This window comes from Streptomyces sp. 3-6 (genome assembly GCF_056323165.1).
The window spans coordinates 68,011-88,200 of the sequence record NZ_JBWHZP010000009.1 but is presented as its reverse complement, the minus strand read 5'-3'; the positions used below and the strand labels follow the sequence as shown (position 1 = coordinate 88,200).

At 73.7% G+C, this 20,190-nt stretch carries 18 protein-coding genes and 1 tRNA gene; 9 read left to right on the top strand and 10 right to left on the bottom strand.

What is annotated here, in order from left to right; all coding sequences use genetic code 11:
* Nucleotides 1-352: 352 nt before the first annotated feature.
* Entirely contained in the window at nucleotides 353-685 is a 333-nt protein-coding gene (locus AC02VZ_RS14180; RefSeq protein ID WP_432055136.1) for a hypothetical protein, read from the top strand.
* Between the two features lie 24 nt (nucleotides 686-709).
* Here AC02VZ_RS14180 and AC02VZ_RS14175 read toward each other — a convergent pair whose 3' ends face one another.
* Together AC02VZ_RS14175 and AC02VZ_RS14170 are read right to left on the bottom strand one after the other, a co-directional pair.
* Nucleotides 710-1,480 carry an RDD family protein gene (locus AC02VZ_RS14175; protein ID WP_476475492.1) on the bottom strand — a complete coding sequence of 257 codons (771 nt, stop codon included), beginning with the start codon at nucleotides 1,478-1,480 and terminating at the stop codon, nucleotides 710-712.
* A 117-nt stretch (nucleotides 1,481-1,597) separates the two neighbouring features.
* On the bottom strand, nucleotides 1,598-3,148 hold the full coding sequence (locus AC02VZ_RS14170) for an RDD family protein (protein ID WP_476475491.1): 1,551 nt from the start codon (nucleotides 3,146-3,148) through the stop codon (nucleotides 1,598-1,600).
* Nucleotides 3,149-3,512: 364 nt separating this feature from the next.
* Between AC02VZ_RS14170 and AC02VZ_RS14165 the strand changes: the two genes are divergently transcribed.
* Nucleotides 3,513-3,923: an SsgA family sporulation/cell division regulator gene (locus AC02VZ_RS14165; protein WP_476475490.1), complete on the top strand. Its 411-nt coding sequence runs from the start codon at nucleotides 3,513-3,515 to the stop codon at nucleotides 3,921-3,923.
* 32 nt (nucleotides 3,924-3,955) lie between these two features.
* On the opposite strand, the gene AC02VZ_RS14160 is transcribed toward AC02VZ_RS14165, so the two are convergent.
* A complete protein-coding gene (locus AC02VZ_RS14160; protein WP_432055132.1) occupies nucleotides 3,956-5,377 on the bottom strand; it encodes an FAD-binding oxidoreductase in 1,422 nt (473 codons plus the stop codon).
* Between the two features lie 103 nt (nucleotides 5,378-5,480).
* On the opposite strand from AC02VZ_RS14160, the gene AC02VZ_RS14155 reads away from it, so the two are divergent.
* Entirely contained in the window at nucleotides 5,481-6,956 is a 1,476-nt protein-coding gene (locus AC02VZ_RS14155; protein ID WP_476475489.1) for a tetratricopeptide repeat protein, read from the top strand.
* A gap of 258 nt (nucleotides 6,957-7,214) precedes the next feature.
* Here AC02VZ_RS14155 and hppD read toward each other — a convergent pair whose 3' ends face one another.
* Nucleotides 7,215-8,360 carry a 4-hydroxyphenylpyruvate dioxygenase gene (gene hppD / locus AC02VZ_RS14150; RefSeq protein ID WP_476475488.1) on the bottom strand — a complete coding sequence of 382 codons (1,146 nt, stop codon included), beginning with the start codon at nucleotides 8,358-8,360 and terminating at the stop codon, nucleotides 7,215-7,217.
* Nucleotides 8,361-8,482: 122 nt separating this feature from the next.
* On the opposite strand from hppD, the gene AC02VZ_RS14145 reads away from it, so the two are divergent.
* From AC02VZ_RS14145 to AC02VZ_RS14125, 5 genes are read left to right on the top strand one after another with little or no spacing between them, the layout of a single operon-like run.
* Nucleotides 8,483-8,983, top strand: coding sequence for an Lrp/AsnC family transcriptional regulator (locus tag AC02VZ_RS14145; RefSeq protein WP_476475487.1), 501 nt, complete (start codon nucleotides 8,483-8,485; stop codon nucleotides 8,981-8,983).
* Nucleotides 8,984-9,008: 25 nt separating this feature from the next.
* On the top strand, nucleotides 9,009-9,656 hold the full coding sequence (locus AC02VZ_RS14140) for an ABC transporter permease (protein WP_432055128.1): 648 nt from the start codon (nucleotides 9,009-9,011) through the stop codon (nucleotides 9,654-9,656).
* A 58-nt stretch (nucleotides 9,657-9,714) separates the two neighbouring features.
* The gene (locus AC02VZ_RS14135; protein WP_476475561.1) at nucleotides 9,715-10,935 is read left to right on the top strand and encodes a betaine/proline/choline family ABC transporter ATP-binding protein; all 1,221 of its coding nucleotides are present in this window, start codon (nucleotides 9,715-9,717) and stop codon (nucleotides 10,933-10,935) included.
* Nucleotides 10,932-11,789, top strand: coding sequence for an ABC transporter permease (locus AC02VZ_RS14130; RefSeq protein ID WP_432055127.1), 858 nt, complete (start codon nucleotides 10,932-10,934; stop codon nucleotides 11,787-11,789). The genes AC02VZ_RS14135 and AC02VZ_RS14130 overlap by 4 nt, the downstream gene beginning before the upstream one ends.
* Complete coding sequence (locus AC02VZ_RS14125; protein ID WP_476475486.1) at nucleotides 11,786-12,802, top strand: glycine betaine ABC transporter substrate-binding protein; 1,017 nt, start codon at nucleotides 11,786-11,788, stop codon at nucleotides 12,800-12,802. Before AC02VZ_RS14130 ends, AC02VZ_RS14125 begins: the two co-directional genes overlap by 4 nt.
* A gap of 208 nt (nucleotides 12,803-13,010) precedes the next feature.
* Here AC02VZ_RS14125 and AC02VZ_RS14120 read toward each other — a convergent pair whose 3' ends face one another.
* The 4 genes from AC02VZ_RS14120 to AC02VZ_RS14105 form a co-directional block, all read right to left on the bottom strand.
* On the bottom strand, nucleotides 13,011-13,799 hold the full coding sequence (locus AC02VZ_RS14120) for a YlbL family protein (protein ID WP_476475485.1): 789 nt from the start codon (nucleotides 13,797-13,799) through the stop codon (nucleotides 13,011-13,013).
* A gap of 297 nt (nucleotides 13,800-14,096) precedes the next feature.
* Nucleotides 14,097-14,735, bottom strand: a complete 639-nt coding sequence (locus AC02VZ_RS14115) for an IclR family transcriptional regulator (protein WP_432055124.1) — start codon at nucleotides 14,733-14,735, stop codon at nucleotides 14,097-14,099.
* A 307-nt stretch (nucleotides 14,736-15,042) separates the two neighbouring features.
* Complete coding sequence (locus AC02VZ_RS14110; protein WP_476475484.1) at nucleotides 15,043-16,836, bottom strand: DEAD/DEAH box helicase; 1,794 nt, start codon at nucleotides 16,834-16,836, stop codon at nucleotides 15,043-15,045.
* A 253-nt stretch (nucleotides 16,837-17,089) separates the two neighbouring features.
* Nucleotides 17,090-18,583, bottom strand: a complete 1,494-nt coding sequence (locus AC02VZ_RS14105) for an MFS transporter (RefSeq protein WP_476475483.1) — start codon at nucleotides 18,581-18,583, stop codon at nucleotides 17,090-17,092.
* A 221-nt stretch (nucleotides 18,584-18,804) separates the two neighbouring features.
* Between AC02VZ_RS14105 and AC02VZ_RS14100 the strand changes: the two genes are divergently transcribed.
* Nucleotides 18,805-18,879, top strand: a tRNA-Cys gene (locus AC02VZ_RS14100).
* Between the two features lie 71 nt (nucleotides 18,880-18,950).
* Here the strand turns inward: AC02VZ_RS14100 and AC02VZ_RS14095 are convergent.
* Both AC02VZ_RS14095 and AC02VZ_RS14090 read right to left on the bottom strand, forming a co-directional pair.
* Entirely contained in the window at nucleotides 18,951-19,370 is a 420-nt protein-coding gene (locus AC02VZ_RS14095) for a PIN-like domain-containing protein (protein ID WP_476475482.1), read from the bottom strand.
* Entirely contained in the window at nucleotides 19,327-19,974 is a 648-nt protein-coding gene (locus tag AC02VZ_RS14090) for a DUF433 domain-containing protein (protein ID WP_476475481.1), read from the bottom strand. Before AC02VZ_RS14090 ends, AC02VZ_RS14095 begins: the two co-directional genes overlap by 44 nt.
* Nucleotides 19,975-20,190: the final 216 nt, after the last annotated feature.

The following is a 20,190-nucleotide window of genomic DNA, read 5'->3' as shown; positions in this document are numbered from 1 at the left end:
TTCCGGTAATGGATGCAGTCCGCGCACACGTGATCAACGCGTGTAATCAAGTGACGACATTTGACTAGAGGTTCCGCTGAAAAAACAGACCTTGACTTGAACAGATCAAAGGCGTTATGCGGAACGGTGGTTCGCATTGCGGACACACCGTTGCGAACCGCACGGCGCGTACGGCCGTCCACAGGGTGGACGTCATGACTCCGTGCGCCCCCTGTGCACCGGTCCTGTCGGTCAGGTCACGCTTACTGTCCGTTCCCCTCGGGCACCCTCGGCGTTAGAGTCGGATGGCGGATCGCCCATGAGCCGGCGGTTGCCAGGCCGACAGCCCCCGACCTCCGAGGACACGATGGCCATGCCCCGTCCGACTGTCGCTCAGCTCGCCTGCGGTTCGTGCACCGTGGTCCTGTCCACCCTCGCCATGCTGCTGCTGTCCGGGGCGAGTTCGGGCCCCGCCGTCGCCGCCGTCGCCGTCGCGGCCCTCGCCCTCGGCCTGCTGGCCGCCGTGCGGCTGCCGCTCGCCCGGCCGCGCCCCGCCACGGCCCCGGCCGCCTCGGCTCCGGCCGTCCCGGGTCCCGCCGCGTCGGCTCCCGCCGCCCCGGCCGGGCGTCCCTCGCGCCCGGCCGCCGTACGGGCCACGGTCGGTTCCCCGGTCCGCGAACCCGTACGGGAGCGGGCGGCCTCCTGAGGCCCTCCGGCACCCGCCGGGGCGTCAACCGGTGCTGACCACCACGGTCTTGGCCACCTTGTCGTGCAGGCCCTGCTTGTACGGCCGGTCGAAGTAGCTCCAGCCACCGGCGATCACGGTCCACACGCAGGCGCAGCAGAACGCGAACGGCAGCCACAGCACGGCCGCCCGCGTCAGCGAGGTCTGCGTCGAGGGCGTCGCCCCGTTGTCCAGGTTGGCCACCCGGAGCCTGAGCCACTTCTTGCCCAGCGTCTGCCCCAGACGCGCCGTCAGCAAGGTGTCGTAGGCGATGTACAGCACCGCGGCGACCAGGGACTGCCAGAAGGAGTTGCCCACATTGATCTGATCGGTGTCGACGTTGTACTCGCTCACCCCGAACGGCCAGGTGAGCAGCCAGACCACGATGCCGACCAGGATCATGTCGATGATGCGGGCGAGGGTGCGCCGGCCGCTGTCCGCGAGCGGCGGCATCCCGGCGAGCGGATCGCCCGGACCGCCGGCGCGGCCGGGACCGTACGGACCGCCGCCGCCGCCGTAGGGGCCGCCCCCTCCCCCGCCGTAGGAACCGCCACCGCCCCCGTAGGGGCCGCCGCCCTGGCCGCCTCCGCCGCCGTAGGGGTCACCGGGGTACGGCGGGGGCTGCTGCCCGGGCGGCGGATCGTAGGGGGAACCCTGGCCCGGACCGGGACCCTGCCCGGGCCCGGGGGCGCCCGGGCCGCCGGGCGGGGGGTGTTTGCGCAACGGGTCGTCGTCCGGGGGCTGCTGTCCCGGACCGGGAGGCGGTGTGCTGCTCATAGGCCCGAGTCGACCCCGAACCCCTCGGCTCCGCATCCGGCGCGCCGCCGTCCGGAGTACCGGGACGACGGCCCGCCCCGGCAGTTCCCGAGGGCCCCCCGAGGGGTCCTTGGGAGGTCAGCCGGCCACGAAGGTGTGGGCCGCCTTGTCGTGCCAGCACTGGCGCCACGGCTTGTCGAACAGGCACCACAGGACGCCGACGATCCCCACGACGAGCAGCCCGGGGACGCTGTAGACGAGCCAGCGGCGCAGCGCCGCGCCGAACTCCGGGCTCTCGTGTCCCTCGATGTCCCGGACGTCCAGCCCCAGCAGCCGCTTGCCCAGCGTGCGGCCCCACTTGACGGTGGGCAGCACCTCCAGCAGGAGCCCGGCGAGCAGCAGCACGGCCAGCACGATGCCGAGGTGGAGCGAGGTGGTGCCGTCGAGCAGCCACACCGTGACGGTCCGTCCGGACAGCTTGGCGGTCTCGATCTTCGCCTCGATGTGGTCCAGCGCCCGGCTGCCCAGCGGCACCGCGGCCACGGCGGTGACGGCGCCGAGGACGACCGTGTCCACCAGCCGGGCGGCGAACCGCTTGCCCAGCGGGGCGGGCCGGGCCTCGGCCTGCCGCCGGGCGGCGGCCTGGAACGGGTCGTCCACCGGCGGCTTCCACGGCACCACCGGCGGCTCGTCCCCGCCCGCGAGCCGGTGCACCTGCTGCGCCCAGGACGACTGGCCCCCGCCCGCGCCGCCCGCCAACGGCCCGGAGGCCGCCAGGGGCGGGGAGGCGGGCGTGGCCGCCGGGGCGGGAGAGGAGGCGGGCGCCGGAGCGGGCGCCGGAGCCGGAGCGGGCGCCGGGGCCGCCGCCGCGGCCGGTGCCGTCGGCGGGGTGGCGGCGCGGGCGGCCGTCTGCGGGGCCGGGGACTGCGGGGGCACGGTGGGCGTCGGCGCCTGCTGCGGTCCGGACGGCGGGACGGCGGCGGCCGGGGCGGACCCGGACGCCGAGGCGGCAGCCGCCCGGCTCGCGGCGCGGGCGGCTGCCGCCTTGCCGGCGCCGAACCCGGGACGGCCGCCCCCGGACGGGGTGGTGGCGGCCCGGAACGTCATGGTGCCCTCGTCCTGCCGGGTGCTCCCGGCCGGTGCGGCGGGCCCCCCGGTGCCGGCCGCCGGCGCCCCCACGGGTCCGTCCGCTCCCGCACCGCCGTCCGCCTCCGGTCCGGAGGCGAGCGGTGCCCGCGGGTCGGCGCCCCAGGAGACCCGGCGGTCCGGTCCACCGCCGAAGCCCGACTGGCGGGAGCGGTCGGCGCCCCAGGCCGACGCGGGCTCCGGACGGCTGCCGTGCTGCGCCTCGGCCGGGGACGGCGCGGACGACGGCCCTGCCGTGGGCGACGTGGGCGACGTGGGCGATCCGGGGGCCGGGACGGCGGGCGGCGCGGGGGCCGGGGCGACGGGCGGCTCGACCGGGTCCTCGTCGAAGAAGTGCGGTCCCGTCTCCTCCACGGCGGGCGGCGCGGGGGCCGCCGCACCGGGCGGCGGCGCGAGGCGCTCACCGGCCGCGGGCGCGGGACGGCTGGTGCCGGGCACCCAGGCGGCGCCGTTCCAGTACCGGACGTATCCAGGAATGGACGGGTCCGGGTAATACCCTTCGCGGGGCCTGTCGTCGCCCGGGGCCGGGGTTGGGGCGCTCATGTCCGTCGTCCCGTATCTGCTCGTTGGGTGGGATGGGGGGATACACATCTATCAGACGGCCCGGGGCCCCACCGCCCGTCCCGCCGGACCCGCCCCTTTCGGGGGCCGATGTGGTACGCACGCACCGCCCGTGACGCCCCTGCCCCCGCGGTCCCCGGACCGTCCGGGGCGCCGCCGGCCCCCACCGCGCCCGCGCCGCCGAGGGGGTGCGCGAGGTGGGTGCGCCCGGTGCGTCCGGTGCGTCCGGTGCGTCCGGCGCCGCCCGCGAAAAAGTTTCCGGAAGCCGCGTAATGCTCCCGGCCCCGGCCGCTCTCTCCTCGTGCGGGCCCCCGACGGGTCCGGTCACGCGAGAGGAGCACATGCCATGAACACCGTGGTGGAGCGGGAACTGGAACTGCGGCTGATCCTGTCGCCGGAGCGGGCGCTGCCCGTACCGGCGCGGCTCGGCTACCGCACCGACGACCCCTACGCCGTGCACGTCGCCTTCCACGTCACCTCCGAGCATCCCGTGCACTGGACGTTCGCCCGGGAGCTGCTGGTGGAGGGCGTGTTCCGGCCGTGCGGGCACGGGGACGTGCGGGTGTGGCCGTCGAAGGCGGACGGGCGTTCCGTCGTGCTGATGGCGCTGAGCTCGCCCGACGGCGACGCGCTGCTGGAGGTCCCGGCGGCGCAGGTGTCGGCCTGGCTGGAGCGCACGTTGCGGCTGGTGCCGCCGGGCAGTGAGAGCGAACAGCTGGATCTGGACGAGGAGCTGGCCGGGCTGCTCGCGCCGTGACCGCCGGGCCGGCGCGGTGCCGGACGGGCGGATCAGAACAGCTTGCCCGGGTTGAGGAGGTCCAGCGGGTCGAAGGCCCGTTTCACGGCCCGCTGCATCTCCAGCCCGACGGGTCCGAGCTCGCGGGCCAGCCACTCCTTCTTCAGCAGCCCGACGCCGTGCTCGCCGGTGATGGTGCCGCCGAGTTCCAGGCCGAGGGCCATGATCTCGTCGAAGGAGGCGCGGGCGCGCCGCGACTCGTCCTCGTCGGTGGCGTCGAAGCACACCGTCGGGTGGGTGTTGCCGTCCCCCGCGTGGGCGACGACGCCGATGGTGAGCCGGTGCCGGGCGGCGATCCGCTCGACGCCCTCGATGAGTGCGCCGAGCCGGGAGCGGGGCACGCACACGTCGTCGATCATGGTGGTGCCCCGGACGGCGTCGAGGGCGACGAGGGAGGACCGCCGGGCCTGGAGCAGCAGTTCGGACTCGGCCGGGTCCTCGGCCGGGACGACCTGGGTGGCGCCCGCGGCCTCGCACAGCGCGCCGACGGCGGCGAGGTCGGCGGCCGGGTCGGTGGTGTCGAAGGCGGCGAGCAGCAGGGCCTCGGTGGTCTCGGGCAGGCCCATGCGGGTCAGGTCGTTGACGGCGCGGACCGTGGTGCGGTCCATGAGTTCGAGGAGTGAGGGGACGTGGCCCCCCTCCATGATCCGGCACACGGCGTCGCAGGCGGCGGCGCCGGAGGCGAACTCGGCGGCCAGCACGAGCTGTCGGGGAGGCTTGGGCCGCAGGGCGAGGACGGCGCGGACGACGACGCCCAGGGTGCCCTCGGAGCCGACGAAGAGGCGGGTCAGGTCGTAGCCGGCGACGCCCTTGGCGGTGCGGCGGCCGGTGGACATCAGGCGGCCGTCGGCGAGGACGACGTCCAGGCCGAGCACGTACTCGGCCGTCACCCCGTACTTCACGCAGCACAGCCCGCCGGACGCGGTGCCGATGTTCCCGCCGATGGTGCAGGTCTCCCAGCTGGAGGGGTCCGGCGGGTAGGCGAGGCCGTGTGCGCCGACGGCGCGGGAGAGCGCCGCGTTGACGACGCCGGGTTCGACGACGGCGATCCGGTCGACGGGGCTGATCTCCAGGATGCGGTCCATCTTCGTCAGGGAGAGCACGATGCAGCCGTCGGTGGCGTTGGCGGCGCCGGACAGGCCGGTGCGGGCGCCCTGCGGGACGACGGGCACGCGCAGCGCGGTGGCGGTGCGCAGGACGTGCTGGACCTGTTCGACCGTCCGGGGCAGGACGACCACCGCGGGGCGGCCGGCCGGGCAGAAGCCGGCCATGTCGTGGGCGTAGGAGGCCGTGACGTCGGGGTCGGTGAGCACGGCCTCGGGCGGCAGGCCGCCGAGGAGCCGGTCGACGAGCGGCCCGGCCGCCACCGTGTCCGTGTCTGCGTGGTGTCGCGCTTCGGTACGGCTCATGATCACAGCGTGACATCCGGGGCCATCGGTGTGAACCCCGCGCGCGGCGGCCGGCCGGCCCCGGAGTGTGATCGTCGTACGGCGCGGGGGGTGGCGCACAGTGTGCGCCATGGACGACGCCACGGACGCCACGCCACCACGGCCGGAGCAGCGGGGGGACGCGGGGACGGCGGGGACCGGCCCGGATCCGCATCCGTCCGGCGGCCCCGCCCGGCGGCGCCGCGGGGTGCTGCTCGCCTCGGTCGCCGGGTGTGCCGTGCTCGGGGGCGTCCTGGCGCTGCTGCCCTGGGGGCGGGGGCCGGAACGGCCGCCGGAGCCGGAGCCCTGGGCGCGGGCGCGGGCCGCCGTGACCGCCGGGGTGCCGGCCGCGCTGCCCGACCTGGACGCGCTTCTGGAGGAGCAGCGGCGGCGGGTGCGGGACGACCCCCGGGACGCCGTGTCCTGGGCGGTGCTCGGGGCGGCCCGGGTGGAGCGGGGGCGGCGGCTCGCCGACCCGGCGTCCTACTCGCGGGCGGAGGAGGCGCTGCGCACCTCGTTGAAGGTACGGCCCGAGGGCAACGCGCCGGCCCTGCGCGGACTGGCGGCGCTGGCGAACGCCCGGGGGGACCACGGCAGGGCCCGCGCCTGGGCCGAGGCCGCGCGGAAGCTGGAGCCGGGGCGGTGGACGTCGTACCCGCCGCTGATCGAGGCGTGCGCGGGGCTGGGTGACCACAAGGCGGTGGGCCCACTGCTGGAGCGCCTGGTGGAGCTGCGGAAGGGGCCGGTGGTGAAGGCGCGCAAGGCGGCCGTGTACCGGGACCGGGGCTGGCGGGAGGACGCGGCGGCGCAGATCGCGGACGCGGCGGCCGGGGCGTCCGGACCGGCCGAGCGGGCGGCGTACCTGGAGCGGGCCGGGCAGCTGGCGTGGGAGCGCGGCGAGCGGGAGAGCGCGCTGGCGCACTTCCGGGCGGCGGTGCGGACCGACCCGGACCAGCGGGCGGCCCTCGCGGGCGAGGCCCGGGCGCTGACGGCGCTGGGCCGCACGACCGAGGCGCTGAGCGCCCACCGGATCGCCCTGGAGAAGCAGCCGCTGCCCGAATACGCCCTGGAGCTGGGCGAGTTGTACGCGTCGCTGGGCATGGAGCAGGCCGCCGGGGTGCAGTACGACCTGGTGCGCGAGCTGGTCCGGAAGGCCGCCGCGCACGGGGTGGCCGGGGACCTGGTGCTGGGCCGTCTGGAGGCGGACCACGGGGACGCCGGGGCGGCCGTGCGGCGGCTGCGCGCGGAGTACCGGCGGCGGCCCTCGGCGGCGGTGGCGGACGCGCTGGGCTGGGCGCTGCACCGGGAGGGGCGGCACGCGGAGGCGTTGCGGTACGCGGTGCGGGCGACGGAGGGCGAGCACGGCGGCGGGGCGCGCGTCGCGCTGCACGTGTTCCACCGGGGCATGATCGAGCGGGCCCTGGAGCGGCCCGGTCCGGCCCGGCGGCACTTGCGGGAGGCGCTGCGGATCAACCCCTGGTTCTCGCCGCTGCGGGTGCCGGAGGCGAAGGCGGCGCTGGCCCGGCTGGGCGAGCCGTCGGTGGCGGCGGGACCCGAGTCGTCCTGAGGCCCCGGACGGCGCTGCCGGGCTCCGGGCATCCGGGCATCCGGGCACCGGGCGCGGGCCTCGGCCGCCCCACGGCCGGAAGGCCGAAGTACCGGCGGACCGGCGGACCGGCGGACCGGCGGACCGGAAGGCCGGCGGGCCGGAAGGCCGGCGGGCCGGAAGGCCGGCGGGCCGGAAGGCCGGCGGGCCGGAAGGCCGGCGGGCCGGGGACCGGAGGTGGTGCCGGTGCCCCGCCCCGCCGTGCACGGGCTCAGCGGCTCACAGGTTGCCGCGCTTCTCCTGCTCCCGCTCGATCGCCTCGAACAGGGCCTTGAAGTTGCCCTTGCCGAAGCCCATGGAGCCGTGGCGCTCGATGAGTTCGAAGAACACCGTCGGGCGGTCCTGGACCGGCTTGGTGAAGATCTGCAGCAGGTAGCCGTCCTCGTCGCGGTCGACGAGGATCTTCAGCTCGCGCAGGGTCTCGACCGGCACCCGGGTCTCGCCGGCCCACTCGCCGAGCGTGTCGTAGTAGGAGTCCGGGGTGTCCAGGAAGCGCACGCCGGCGGCGCGCATCTGGCGGACCGTCTGCACGATGTCGTTGGTGTTCAGCGCGATGTGCTGGACCCCGGCCCCGCCGTAGAACTCCAGGTACTCGTCGATCTGGGACTTCTTCTTGGCGATGGCGGGCTCGTTGATCGGGAACTTGACCTTGAGCGTGCCGTCGGCCACCACCTTGGACATCAGGGCGCTGTACTCGGTGGCGATGTCGTCGCCCACGAACTCCTTCATGTTCGTGAAGCCCATGACCTTGTTGTAGAACCCGACCCACTCGTTCATCCGGCCGAGTTCGACGTTGCCGACGCAGTGGTCGATGGCCTGGAAGGTGCGCTGCGCGGGCGGCTCGACGATCGGGTCGGCGGCCACGTAGCCGGGCAGGTACGGGCCGTCGTAGCCGCGGCGCTCGACCAGGGTGTGGCGGGTCTTGCCGTAGGTGGCGATGGCGGCGAGGACGACGGTGCCGTGCTCGTCCTTCATCTCGTACGGCTCGGCCAGCGAGCGGGCGCCGTGCTCGACGGCGTAGGCGTGGGCGGCCCGCGCGTCCGGGACCTCGATGGCGAGGTCGATGACGCCGTCGCCGTGGGCGGCGACGTGGTCGGCGAGGAAGGCGCCCCACTCGGTGGACTGCTTGATCACCGAGGTGAACACGAAGCGGGCGGAGCCGCTCTCCAGGACGTAGGAGGCGGTCTCGCGGCTGCCGTTCTCCGGGCCGGAGTAGGCGACCAGCTTCATGCCGAAGGCGGTGGAGTAGTAGTGCGCCGCCTGCTTGGCGTTGCCCACGGCGAAGACGACCGCGTCCATTCCCTTGACCGGGAAGGGGTCGGCCTGCCGGGCGGTGTCGGGAGTGTGGTGTGTGGTCTGCGTCATAGGTGCAGGGTGGTGCAGCTCTGCAAGGTGCGCAATACTTCGCTGGATCACTGGGCAATCTGTACAGCGCCGTACGGGTGACGGCGGACTTCCTGTACAGGATGACCATCGGGGAGGCGGGAATGGCGATCGATCATCTGGACGGCCGCATCATCGTGCTGCTGGCGCGGGAGCCGCGGATCGGGGTGCTGGAGATGTCCCGGCGGCTGGGGGTGGCCCGGGGCACGGTGCAGGCGCGGCTGGACCGGCTTCAGTCGAACGGAGTCATCCGCGGCTTCGGCCCGCAGGTGGACCCGGCGGCCCTCGGCTACCCGGTCACGGCGTTCGCCACGCTGGAGATCCGGCAGGGTCAAGGCGCCGATGTCCGGGCCCACTTGGCGTCCGTGCCGGAGGTGCTGGAACTGCACACCACCACCGGCACCGGGGACATGCTGTGCCGGCTCGTGGCCCGCTCCAACGCCGATCTCCAGCGGGTGATCGACCGGGTCGTCGGTTTTGATGGCATCGTCCGGGCCGCCACGGCGATCGTCATGGAGAACCCCGTTCCGCTGCGGATCATCCCGCTGGTGGAGCAGGCGGCGCTGGGCTGCACGTCCGGCCCGGAACGGAGCGGACGGGACTGAACCGGCGGAGCTGGGGTGAGCGGATGTGAACTTCCTCGAGTACCTGGACAGCCGCCACCAGCAGTTGCTGGCGGACGCCTACCAGCACGCCAGCGTGGTGTTCCAGTGCATGGTCGTGGCGACCGTGCTCGGGGTGCTGATCGGGGTCGCCACCTACCGCAGCGAGTGGGCGGGCAACCTCGCCACGACCACCACCGCCACCCTGCTGACCATCCCCTCGCTGGCCCTGATCGGTCTGCTGATCCCGCTGGTGGGCCTGGGCGTGCCGCCGACGGTGATCGCGCTGACGCTGTACGGGCTGCTGCCGATCGTGCGGAACTGCATCGTCGGGCTGCGCGGGGTCGACCCGTCGCTGGTGGACGCGGCGACCGGCATCGGCATGTCCCGCCCGGCCCGGCTGGCCCGGGTCGAGCTGCCGCTGGCGTGGCCGCCGATCCTGACCGGCATCCGGGTCTCCACCCAGATGCTGATGGGCATCGCGGCCATCGCCGCCTACGCCTCCGGACCCGGCCTGGGCAACCTGATCTTCCGCGGGATCGCCTCGCTGGGCAGCAGCAACGCGCTCAACCAGGTCCTGGCCGGCACCCTCGGCATCATCGTCCTCGCGCTGCTGTTCGACGCCGCGTACGTGCTGATCGGGCGGCTGACCATCCCCAGGGGGATCCGTGCCTGAGCCGACCACCGCCACCGCGGCCGACGACGCCGCCCCCGCGCCCTCCGGCGGCGCCGCCATGGGCGCCACCATCGAACTGGACGGCCTGACCAAGCACTACCCGGGCAGCCCGCAGCCCGCCGTGGACGACGTGACCATGGACATCAGGGCCGGGGAGACCGTGATCCTCGTCGGCCCGTCCGGCTGCGGGAAGTCCACCACCCTGAAGATGATCAACCGGCTGATCGAGCCGACCGGCGGCCGGATCCGCATCGACGGCGAGGACGTCACCGACATGGACCCGGTGCGGCTGCGCCGCAAGATCGGGTACGCGATCCAGGCCAGCGGGCTGTTCCCGCACATGACGGTGGCGCAGAACATCGCGCTGGTGCCGAAGATGCTCCGCTGGCCGGCCGCCCGGGTGCGGGCCCGGGTGGAGGAGATGCTGGACCTGGTCGGCCTGGACCCCGGCGAGTTCCACGGCCGCTACCCACGCCAGCTGTCCGGCGGGCAGCAGCAGCGCGTCGGGGTGGCCCGGGCGCTGGCCGCGGACCCGCCGGTGCTGCTGATGGACGAGCCGTTCGGGGCGGTGGACCCGATCACCCGGGACCACCTCCAGGACGAGCTGATCCGGCTCCAGCACGAGCTGCACAAGACGATCGTGTTCGTCACCCACGACTTCGACGAGGCGATCAAGCTGGGCGACCGGATCGCGGTGCTGCGCGAACGCTCGCACATCGCCCAGTTCGACACCCCGGAGGCGATCCTCACCAACCCGGCGGACGACTTCGTCTCCGGCTTCGTCGGCGCCGGCGCGGCGCTGAAGCGGCTCAACCTGACCCGGGTGCGGGACGTGCCGATCACCGACTACCCGACGGTGACGGTGGACGACCCGCTCCAGGAGATCTTCAACCGGCTGCGCTCCAGCGGCACCAACGAGATCCTGCTGCTCGACCGGCGGGGCCGCCCCTACAAGTGGCTGCGGCGCGGCGACCTGATGCGGGCCAAGGGCTCGCTGGCCCGGGCGGGCACGCTGGTGCACGACCACGTGAGCCGGGCGGCGACGCTGCGCGACGCGCTGGAGGCGGTGCTCACCGACAGCTCGGGGCGGGTGGTGGTCACCGGTCCGCGCGGGGTCTACGAAGGGGTCGTCGACGTGGAGACGCTGATGAACTCGGTGCACGAACTGCTGGAGGCGGACCGGCTGGAGGCGCTGGAGGCGCAGCACGACCTGGAGTCCCACCGCGCCGACCGCACCCACGCCGAGCAGGAGGGGCACGGCGGGGAGGAGGAGGCGTGACGGCGGCCCCGGGGCGGCGGCCCGACGGCGAGCACGACGTCCGGGGGCTCGCCTTCCGCGACGAGGGCGACGACGAGGGCGGGAGCCCGCCACCGCCCCCGCAGGCGGTACGGGCGCCCCGGGTGACCTGGCAGAAGCTGACGTTCCTGCCGCTGGCACTGGTGGCGCTGCTGCTCGGCACCTGGCTGTGGTTCCTCCAGGCCGACCTCGACCCGCTGGAGCAGAACGCGCTCTCCGACGGCCAGGTGTCCAAGGCACTGTGGCAGCACATCGAACTCACCGTGATCTCCACGTTCTTCGTGCTGATCATCGCGATCCCGCTCGGCATCCTGCTGACCCGCGGGGCGATGCGCCGGGCCACCCCGGCCGCCATGGCGCTGGCCAACATCGGCCAGGCGACCCCGGCGATCGGTCTGCTCGCGCTGCTGGTGATCTGGCTGGGCATCGGCCGCAGGGCCGCGCTGGTCGGCATCATCGCCTACGCCGTGCTGCCGGTGCTGGCCAACACCATCGCCGGGCTGCGGGCCAACGACCCGACCCTGCTGGAGGCGGCCCGCGGCATCGGCATGTCCCCGCTCGGAGTGCTGACCCGGGTCGAACTGCCGCTGGCCGTGCCGCTGATCCTGGCCGGGGTGCGCACCGCCCTGGTGCTGAACGTCGGCACCGCCACCCTGGCGACCTTCGGCGGGGGCGGCGGCCTGGGCGTGCTCATCACCACCGGCATCACCAGCCAGCGGATGCCGGTGCTGATGCTCGGGTCGATCCTCACCGTCGCGCTGGCGCTGCTGGTGGACTGGCTGGCCTCACTGGCCGAACTGCTGCTGCGCCCGCGCGGACTGGAGGCCGGATCATGAGCCGGTACGGAACACGGCCGGGCCACGGCACCCGGCGGCCGGGGGTACGGCGGAGGACGCGGGCCCTGCTCGCCGGGGCGGTCCTGCTGTCGGCCGCCGCCTGCGGCCTGACCAGCGGCTCCCCGATGGTGGACGACGTGGAGCCGGGATCCATCGGGCGGGGCAAACCCCTGGAGGGCGCCAAACTCACCGTCACCTCCAAGGAGTTCACCGAGCAGCTCATCCTCGGCGCGATCATGGGCATCGCGTTCCAGGCGGCCGGCGCGGAGGTCATCGACCGCACCGGCATCCAGGGCAGCGTGGGCTCCCGGGAGGCGGTGGTCAACGGGGACGCGGACGCCGCCTTCGAGTACACCGGCACCGCGTGGATCACCTACCAGGGCAACAGCAAGCCGCTGCCCGACCCGCGCGAACAGTGGGAGGCGGTGCGCGCGGCGGACGTGAAGAACGGGGTGACCTGGCTGGAGCCGTCCACCCTGAACAACACCTACGCCCTGGCGATGAACCGGGCGAACGCGAAGAAGTACGGCACCAGGACGCTGTCGGACGTGGCGGCGCTGGCGAAGTCGGACCCGGGCGCGGTGACGCTGTGCGTGGAGGGCGAGTTCGCCAACCGGGCCGACGGGCTGCCGGGCCTGGAGAAGGCGTACGGGATGAACATCCCGGCGGGCAACATCACCCAGATGGACACCGGGATCATCTACACCCAGGCCGCCAAGGGCACCTGCACCTACGGCGAGGTGTTCACCACCGACGGCCGCATCAAGTCCATGGACCTGGTGGTGATGGAGGACGACAAGAAGTTCTTCCCCAACTACAACGCGGCGCCGACGGTCAACACGAAGACCCTGAAGGAGTGGCCGGCCATCAACGAGGTCCTCGACCCGGTCACGGCCAGGCTGAACAACGACGTGGCCCGGACCCTGAACGCGAAGGTGGACGTGGACGGCGAGGACCCGCACCAGGTGGCGCTGGACTGGATGGTGGACGAGGGCTTCGTGAAGGAGGGGTAGGGACGGCCGTGCGGGTCCGGGTCGCGGCTGGGCTCCGGCTCGCGGCTGGGTCCCGGCCCAGTGCCCGGTCGTGGCCTGCGGCTCGGTCCCGGTCTGCGGCTGGGCTCTGGCTCGCGGCTCGGTCCCGGCCGCGGCTCGGTCCTGGCCCGCCGTCGGGTAGCGGTCCGCCCCGCCGCTCGCTCCGGGTCGGACCCCCGGCGTCCGCCGGTCAGCAGGCGGGGACCTTGCCGCCCTTCTCCAGGGAGACCAGGGCGTCGACCGCGCCCTTCAGGGTGGTCACCGGGATCAGACGCAGGCCCGCGGGGAGTTCGGCGCGGGCGTCGGCGCACTCGGCCTCGGGCACCAGGAAGACGGTGGCACCGTCGCGCCGGGCCGCCTGGGTCTTCAGGGGCACGCCGCCCACCGGGCCGACCGTGCCGTCCGCGTCGATGGTGCCGGTGCCCGCGACGACCCGGCCTCCGGTGAGGTCGCCGCCGCTGCCGTCACCGTTCAGCTTGTCGACGATGCCGAGGGAGAACAGCAGCCCGGCGCTCGGGCCGCCGACGTCGGCCAGCTTCAGCTCGACCTCGATGCCCTTGCCGTCCTCGCCGAGGTAGCCGAGGGCGGCCTGCGTGGCCTCGTCCTGGGACTCCTCCATCTGCTCGCGGTTGTAGCGCTCGATCTCCTTGACGGTGTCCCCGCTCGGGTAGACCGCGTCGCGCGGCATGACCGCCCGGTCGGTGCTGAACCAGCTGTCGATCACGTCGGGCAGGCTCACCCGGGTGTCCGGTGAGGTCGCCTCGATCGTCGTCATCCGCAGCTGGCCGCGCGTCTCCCGGACCGGGGCGCCCGAGATGGTGATCACCTGGGTGCCCTTGTTCTCGCCGAGCACGTCCGCCGTCAGTCCCGGCTGGGCGACCGAGAACGGCAGCGGTGCGAACACCACCGTGGCCAGCAGGGCGACGACGGGGACGGCGCAGACGGCGAGGGCCCGGGGGCGCGTGAGACGAGAGAGCACGGGTTCAATCTACGGGGTGGCCCGGACGGGGGGTGGCCCCGGTGGGGACGGCCGGGACGGCGGGTGGCCCCGGTGAGGATCCCCTGCTCGGGCCCTCGCGGGGGCGCGGTCGGGGTCATGCGGCTGGCTCCCGTAGGGGCCGCGCGACGCACCCGTGGGGGCCCGAGGCGCCCCGTAGGGGTTGAGGGCCGAGGGGTGTCCCGTAGGGGTTCGGGGGCGTCGAGGGGTGTCCCGTAGGGGTGTCCGGGGGCCCGAGGGGTGTTCCCGGCGGGCAGAGGCCGCCGGCGCCGGGAGCGGTCAGCGCAGGGCCTCCGCGACCTCGCGGGCCGCGTCCACGACCCGCAGGCCGACCCGTTCGGGGACCACGTCGGCGAGCATCACCACGCCCACGCTGCCCTCCACCCCGGTGACCCCCAGCAGCGGTGCCGCCGCCCCGCACGCCCCGGCCTCCAGTTCGCCCGCGGTGAGGGTGTAGCCGGGGTCGTCCAGGCGCTGACGGGCCGAGAGGATCGCCCGGCCGGCGGCGCCCCGGTCCAGCGGGTGCCGGAACCCGGCCCGGTAGGCCACGTGGTAGTCGGTCCAGGAGGGCTCCACCACGGCCACGGCGAGCGCCTCCGCGCCGTCGACCAGCGTCAGGTGGGCCGTGGCGCCGATGTCCTCGGCCAGGGACCGCAGCGCGGGCATCGCGGCCTCGCGCACCAGCGGATGCACCTGCCGTCCCAGGCCCAGCACCCCGAGGCCGACCCGGGCGCGCCCGCCCAGGTCACGGCGTATCAGCGCGTGCTGTTCGAGGGTGGCGAGCAACCGGTACACGACGGTCCGGTTCACGCCCAGTCGGTGGGAAAGCTCGGTGACGGTCAGCCCGTGGTCCGTGTCGGCGAGCAGCTTGAGGACACGCAGTCCCCTGTCGAGCGTCTGAGAGGTCTCCGCGGTCACGACGCCCACTCCTTAGTGGTGAGGTCGGCGGCCCCCTCGCGGCGTGTGCGTCACCGAGTCCCGTCGGAGACGCGCTTCAGAGGCCGCCGATCGGCCGGCGGCCCGGACGTGGTCCCGGGCACAGTCGCTTCACGGCTGCGCTCCGCGGCAGCGCTGCCACGGGGCGTGTGCGTTGCGGGGACAGTAGCGAGCCGGTCCGGTCAGCGGAAGGCTCCGTCCAGAATCCGGTCACCTCTGCGCACGAAGTGCCGCTCTTTGTCCGCAAAAGCCCGGCGGTGGTCCTGCACGCGCCCCCGCACGGTCCGCGTCACCGCATCCGGGTGGCCCACTCCTGCACCTTGGCGATGCGCGCCCGCAACTGTCCGGCGGTGGCCTCGGCGGCGGGCGGGCCGCCGCAGACGCGGCGCAGTTCGGTGTGGATGACACCGTGCGGCTTGCCGGACTGGTGGACGTAGGCGCCGACCATCGTGTTGAGCCGCTTGCGCAGCTCCATCATCTCCTTGTGGGAGACCACCGGGCGCCGCTCGGCGGGCAGTTCCAGCAGGTCGGCCTCGGCGTCCGGCTTCTTGCGGCTGTGCGCGATCTGCCGAGCCTGGCGCTTCTGCAGCAGCAACTGCACCTGGTCGGGCTCCAGCAGCCCGGGGATGCCGAGGTAGTCCTGCTCCTCCTCGCTGCCCGGGTGGGCCTGCATGCCGAAGTCGGCGCCGTTGTAGGTGACGCGGTCGAAGACGGCGTCGGACTCCAGCGCCTCGAAGGGCAGCATGTCCTGCTCGCCGGTGTCCTCGTCCTCCTCCCGGTTCGCCTCGTCCATCTCCGCCTCGGACTCGGCGTAGGGGTCCTCCTCGCCGTCCTTCTTCGGCTTGTCCAGGACGTGGTCGCGCTCGCGCTCCATCTCGCCCGCGAAGCCGAGCAGGTCGGGGATGGTCGGCAGGAACACGGACGCGGTCTCGCCGCGCCGCCGGGACCGCACGAAACGGCCGACGGCCTGGGCGAAGAACAGCGGGGTGGAGATGGTGGTGGCGTACACGCCGACCGCGAGCCGCGGCACGTCGACGCCCTCGGACACCATCCGTACGGCGACCATCCAGCGGTCGTCGCTGCCGCTGAACTCGTCGATGCGTTTCGACGCGCCCGTGTCGTCGGACAGCACCAGGGTGGCCCTGTGCCCGGTGATCTCCCGGATCAGCTTGGCGTAGGACCGCGCGGAGTCCTGGTCGGAGGCGATCACCAGGGCGCCCGCGTCGGGCACGGACTTGCGGACCTCGGTCAGGCGCTGGTCGGCGGCGCGCAGCACGGACGGCATCCAGTCGCCGCGCGGGTCGAGCGCGGTGCGCCACGCCTGGCTGACGGCGTCCTTCGTCATCGGCTCGCCGAGCCGGGCGGCGATCTCGTCGCCGGCCTTGGTGCGCCAGCGCATATGGCCGCTGTAGCTCATGAAGATGACCGGCCGCACGACTCCGTCGGCGAGCGCGGAGCCGTAGCCGTAGGTGTAGTCGGCGGACGATCGGCGGATCCCGTCGTCGCCCTCCTCGTAGGTGACGAAGGGGATCGGGTTGGTGTCCGACCGGAACGGCGTACCGGTCAGGGCGAGCCGCCGGGCGGCCGGTTCGAACGCCTCCAAGCACGCCTCGCCCCACGACTTGCTGTCGCCGGCGTGGTGGATCTCGTCGAGGATGACCAGGGTCTTGCGCTGCTCGACGCGGTTGCGGTGCAGCATGGGGCGCACGCCGACACCCGCGTAGGTCACGGCGACGCCGTGGTACTCCTTGCCGAGCGGGCCCGCGCTGTACTCGGGGTCCAGCTTGATCCCTATCCGCGCGGCGGCGTCGGCCCACTGCTTCTTCAGGTGCTCGGTCGGCGCGACGACGGTCACCTGCTGCACGACGTGGTGGTGCAGCAGCCAGGACGCGAGCGTCAGCGCGAAGGTCGTCTTGCCGGCGCCGGGGGTCGCCACCGCCAGGAAGTCGCGCGGCTGCTCCTGGATGTACTTCTCCATCGCCCCCTGCTGCCAGGCCCGCAGCTTGCTGGCGGTGCCCCAGGGGGCGCGGCCGGGGAAGGCGGGCGACAGGTGGTGCGAGGCAGAGGCTGCGGTGGTAGTCACGGTCTCCGTCGGGGGGTGGTTCGGGCGGCTCGGCTACGTCGGACGACCGAGCCACCCTACCGAGCGGCCGACCGGACGCGGGCGCGGACCGGGCCGGGCCGCCCGGGGGTGGGACCGACGTCACACCGGCGGCCCGGCGGGCGGTCTGCGGGCGGTCCGGACCGCTCCGGGGCACGGTGGACGACCCCGGCCCCGGCCCCGGCCCGGGGTCCCGGCGGGTGGTCCGGCCCCGCTACCCGCCGGAACGCGGCCGCTACTTGCCGGCCCGCAGCCGCGTCGTCACCCACACCCCCGCCAGCGCCACCGCCGCCATCGGCAGGAACACCGCGGCGAAGGCGGCCGGGTTCGCGCCGGTCGCCTCGGTGGCCACGTGGCTGACGGCGCCACCGCCGAGCGCCACGAAGGCCGCCCCGCCCACGGCGAGCAGGAGCACGTTGGACAGGCCGTCGGAGATCTGGAGGGCGGCGGAGTTGGTGCCCGCCTCCTCGGGGGCGGAGAGCTGGAGCAGCAGCACGCTGGTCGAGGAGATCACCAGGCCCATGCCGAAGCAGCCGAACGCCCACGCGACGGCCAGCGTCCAGGCCGGCACCGAGGGGATCAGCACGCTCGGGGCCGCCGCGATGGCGAGGGCCACCAGCAGCATGCCGAGGCTCATCAGCCGCTCCCGGTACGGCTCCAGGCGCGGCCGGGACTGCGCCCACGAGCCCAGCGCCCAGGTGCCGCCGCCGGCCGCCAGGGAGAACCCGGCGAGCGTCGGGCTGAGGCCCCGCTGGGTGACCAGCATCAGCGGGACGAAGGACTCCGCGGCGATGAACGACCCGGCCGCGATCCCGCGCAGCAGCACCACCGACGGCAGCCCGCGCGCCGCCCGCCAGGTGCCGCGCGGGAGCAGTCCGAGCACGGCCGGGACCAGCAGGGCCACGCCCGCGGCGGCCGGCAGCAGGGACGTCCAGCGCAGGTCCTGCGCCGCGTACTGGAGCAGCCCCGCGCCGAACGAGATGGCCAGGGCGAGGCGGATGCGACGCCGGTCGAGCGACGGCCGCCGCTTCCCGGACGGGCCCGCCGCCCCGCCCGGCTCGTCCACCGGGCCGGCGGCCCGCCGCCGTATCTGCGGCAGCGCCAGGGCCAGCGGGAACACGACGAGCACCGGGATCCCGAGGAACACCCACCGCCAGCCGATGTGCTCGGTCACCGCGCCCGAGGCGAGCGGACCGACGATCGACGGCACCACCCAGCTCGCCGCGAACGCCGCCATGATCGCGGGCCGCAGCCGCTCCGGGTAGGCCCGGCCGACGACCACGTACAGGGCGACGATCACCAGCCCGCCGCCGAGCCCCTGCACCGCCCGCCCCAGGATGAACAGCCACATCGCGCCCGCCGTCCCGGCCAGCAGCAGCCCGGTGGCGAAGGCGGCGATGCCGGTGGTCAGCGGGGCGAGCGGCCCCCGGCGGTCGGACCACTGGCCGGAGAGCACCATGGCGAACAGGCTGGTGGTGAAGAAGCCGGAGAAGGCGAACGCGTACAGCGACACCCCGTCCAGCTCCCGCGCCGCCACCGGCATCGCCGTCCCGACCGCCGTCGCCTCGAAGGCGATCAGCAGCACCACGGAGACGATCCCGATGCTCAGCGCCCGGTAGGAACGGCTCAGCACGGTCTCGTCGCGTTCGACGGGTGGCAGGCCGGCGGGGGCGCCCGGGACGGCGTCGGGCACGGCGACAGACGTGTCGCGCGGGTCGGGGTGGGTCATGCTCGCCAGGGTAAGGGGCGCGAAGCGGTTACACGCCTGTCGGTGGTCGGTCCGGTTCCCGGACCATGGTCCTGGGTCCGGCCGGCCCACCCCTTCGTGAACGGCGCGTTGCGGTCCTGTGGCAGCCCCGCCGATCTCCTTGAGCCCGCCTCCCGCCCCGCCCTACGGTCGTCCCACCGGTCCACCACGGCGGGACGCCCCAGGGCACCCGCCTCCGGCCCGGCCGTGTGCCCGAGTGGTTCAGGGACTCGCCTGCAAAGCGAGTAACGCGGGTTCGATTCCCGCCACGGCCTCCAGGCGATCAGCCGTCCGATGCCACGAAACGGTCAACCACGGCTGGTTGACGCTGCATCCGTGTCGATGCCGTTCATGACCATGTCCTGCGTACGCCGTCGCGGCCGATCGCGAATGCGGCAGGCCCCTTCCTGCAGGCGACACGGTAGATCTCCGACTGCGCGCTGTGGATGCGACGCACCATTTCAGAGATCGACAGTTGCTGATTGTCCAGGTAGAAGAGAACCGCAGCGCTGTCCACCAGGGGCCGGCGCTCGTGCGCGCGGGCCTTGATCCGCCCGTCCTTGCACAACGGGTGCCAGCCACGCGACAGCCCGTACGCGATCCACTCCTCGTCAGCGATGTCCTGAGCGTCGTCGGGGAATTCGACGGCGATCAGATGAACGGACCAGCCAAGTTCCGCCAACCTTTTCGGGACGCTCTTGCCCAGGTTTCGATCAACCAGGAATTCAGGCTGCTTGGGCTGCTCGGAGAATGGCTTCGACCTCGTCACGCGACAGGCCGTACTCGTCGCCCACCACTTCGAGTGGCTCGCCCGCCTGCCAGAGGTCCACGATGGCATCCACCTGGACCTTGTTGGATGCGACCACGGGTGCGCCCCAACCGAACCGTGGGTCGATGATCACTGGCGCGACGTCCGGATACTGCTTCAGTCTCAGTCGCTGAGGGGTCTGTCCGTCCGCTTCCCAGGTGATGTAGCGCAGGTAGTCCCCGATGACTTCGCGAATGGGACGCTGCCCGTCGCGCGCCCTGGCAAGGTCGCCGGCATGGTCCACGAAGATCTCCACGCCGTCGGTGGCGATCCTGCGGGTGGCCAGGCCGTAGGGCTCGTCGAACTCTCGACGAACGGCCGTTGCGGCCTCGCGGATCTTGCGAAAGCTCAACCCGAGATCCCGTAGTGCATGCAACACGTACGCTTCGACCACGGCGACGAACGGCACTGACGGCCAGCCCTGTCTCTCGGCCTCGACAGCGTGCACCAGAGGCTCTCCCGCTGCCTTCTCGTGCAACCAGCGGTACATCGTTCGCTCGTTGATCCGAAGATGCCGCGCTGTCTCCAAAGGGGTCATGATCGGATCCCGGAACTTGTCCACCATCGACGGCACCTCCCTTCGGCTCAGCGTTGCACATCGAGCGCCACTCACCCCCACACTTGCGCAGTGAGCGGCACCCTACTGTTGCACTCGTTCCCCCCGGAACGTCGCAGGCGTGAGATCACCGGAAAGAGCGGTACATCCAGCGCATCAGAGGTGATGACCGCGCAAAGCCGTCAGAGTCGTGATGGGTTCTGCCCACAGCCGCGCGCAGTGGGT

Excerpts from the sequence above, each read along its gene's own strand:
- AC02VZ_RS14135 (WP_476475561.1), top strand. The coding sequence starts at position 9,715 with ATGGGCGCCACCATCGAACTGGACGGCCTGACCAAGCACTACCCGGGC.
- AC02VZ_RS14125 (WP_476475486.1), top strand. The coding sequence starts at position 11,786 with ATGAGCCGGTACGGAACACGGCCGGGCCACGGCACCCGGCGGCCGGGG.
- AC02VZ_RS14175 (WP_476475492.1), bottom strand. The coding sequence starts at position 1,480 with ATGAGCAGCACACCGCCTCCCGGTCCGGGACAGCAGCCCCCGGACGAC.
- AC02VZ_RS14145 (WP_476475487.1), top strand. The coding sequence starts at position 8,483 with ATGGCGATCGATCATCTGGACGGCCGCATCATCGTGCTGCTGGCGCGG.
- AC02VZ_RS14180 (WP_432055136.1), top strand. The coding sequence starts at position 353 with ATGCCCCGTCCGACTGTCGCTCAGCTCGCCTGCGGTTCGTGCACCGTG.
- AC02VZ_RS14090 (WP_476475481.1), bottom strand. The coding sequence starts at position 19,974 with ATGGTGGACAAGTTCCGGGATCCGATCATGACCCCTTTGGAGACAGCG.
- AC02VZ_RS14170 (WP_476475491.1), bottom strand. The coding sequence starts at position 3,148 with ATGAGCGCCCCAACCCCGGCCCCGGGCGACGACAGGCCCCGCGAAGGG.
- AC02VZ_RS14105 (WP_476475483.1), bottom strand. The coding sequence starts at position 18,583 with ATGACCCACCCCGACCCGCGCGACACGTCTGTCGCCGTGCCCGACGCC.
- AC02VZ_RS14155 (WP_476475489.1), top strand. The coding sequence starts at position 5,481 with ATGGACGACGCCACGGACGCCACGCCACCACGGCCGGAGCAGCGGGGG.
- AC02VZ_RS14165 (WP_476475490.1), top strand. The coding sequence starts at position 3,513 with ATGAACACCGTGGTGGAGCGGGAACTGGAACTGCGGCTGATCCTGTCG.
- hppD (WP_476475488.1), bottom strand. The coding sequence starts at position 8,360 with ATGACGCAGACCACACACCACACTCCCGACACCGCCCGGCAGGCCGAC.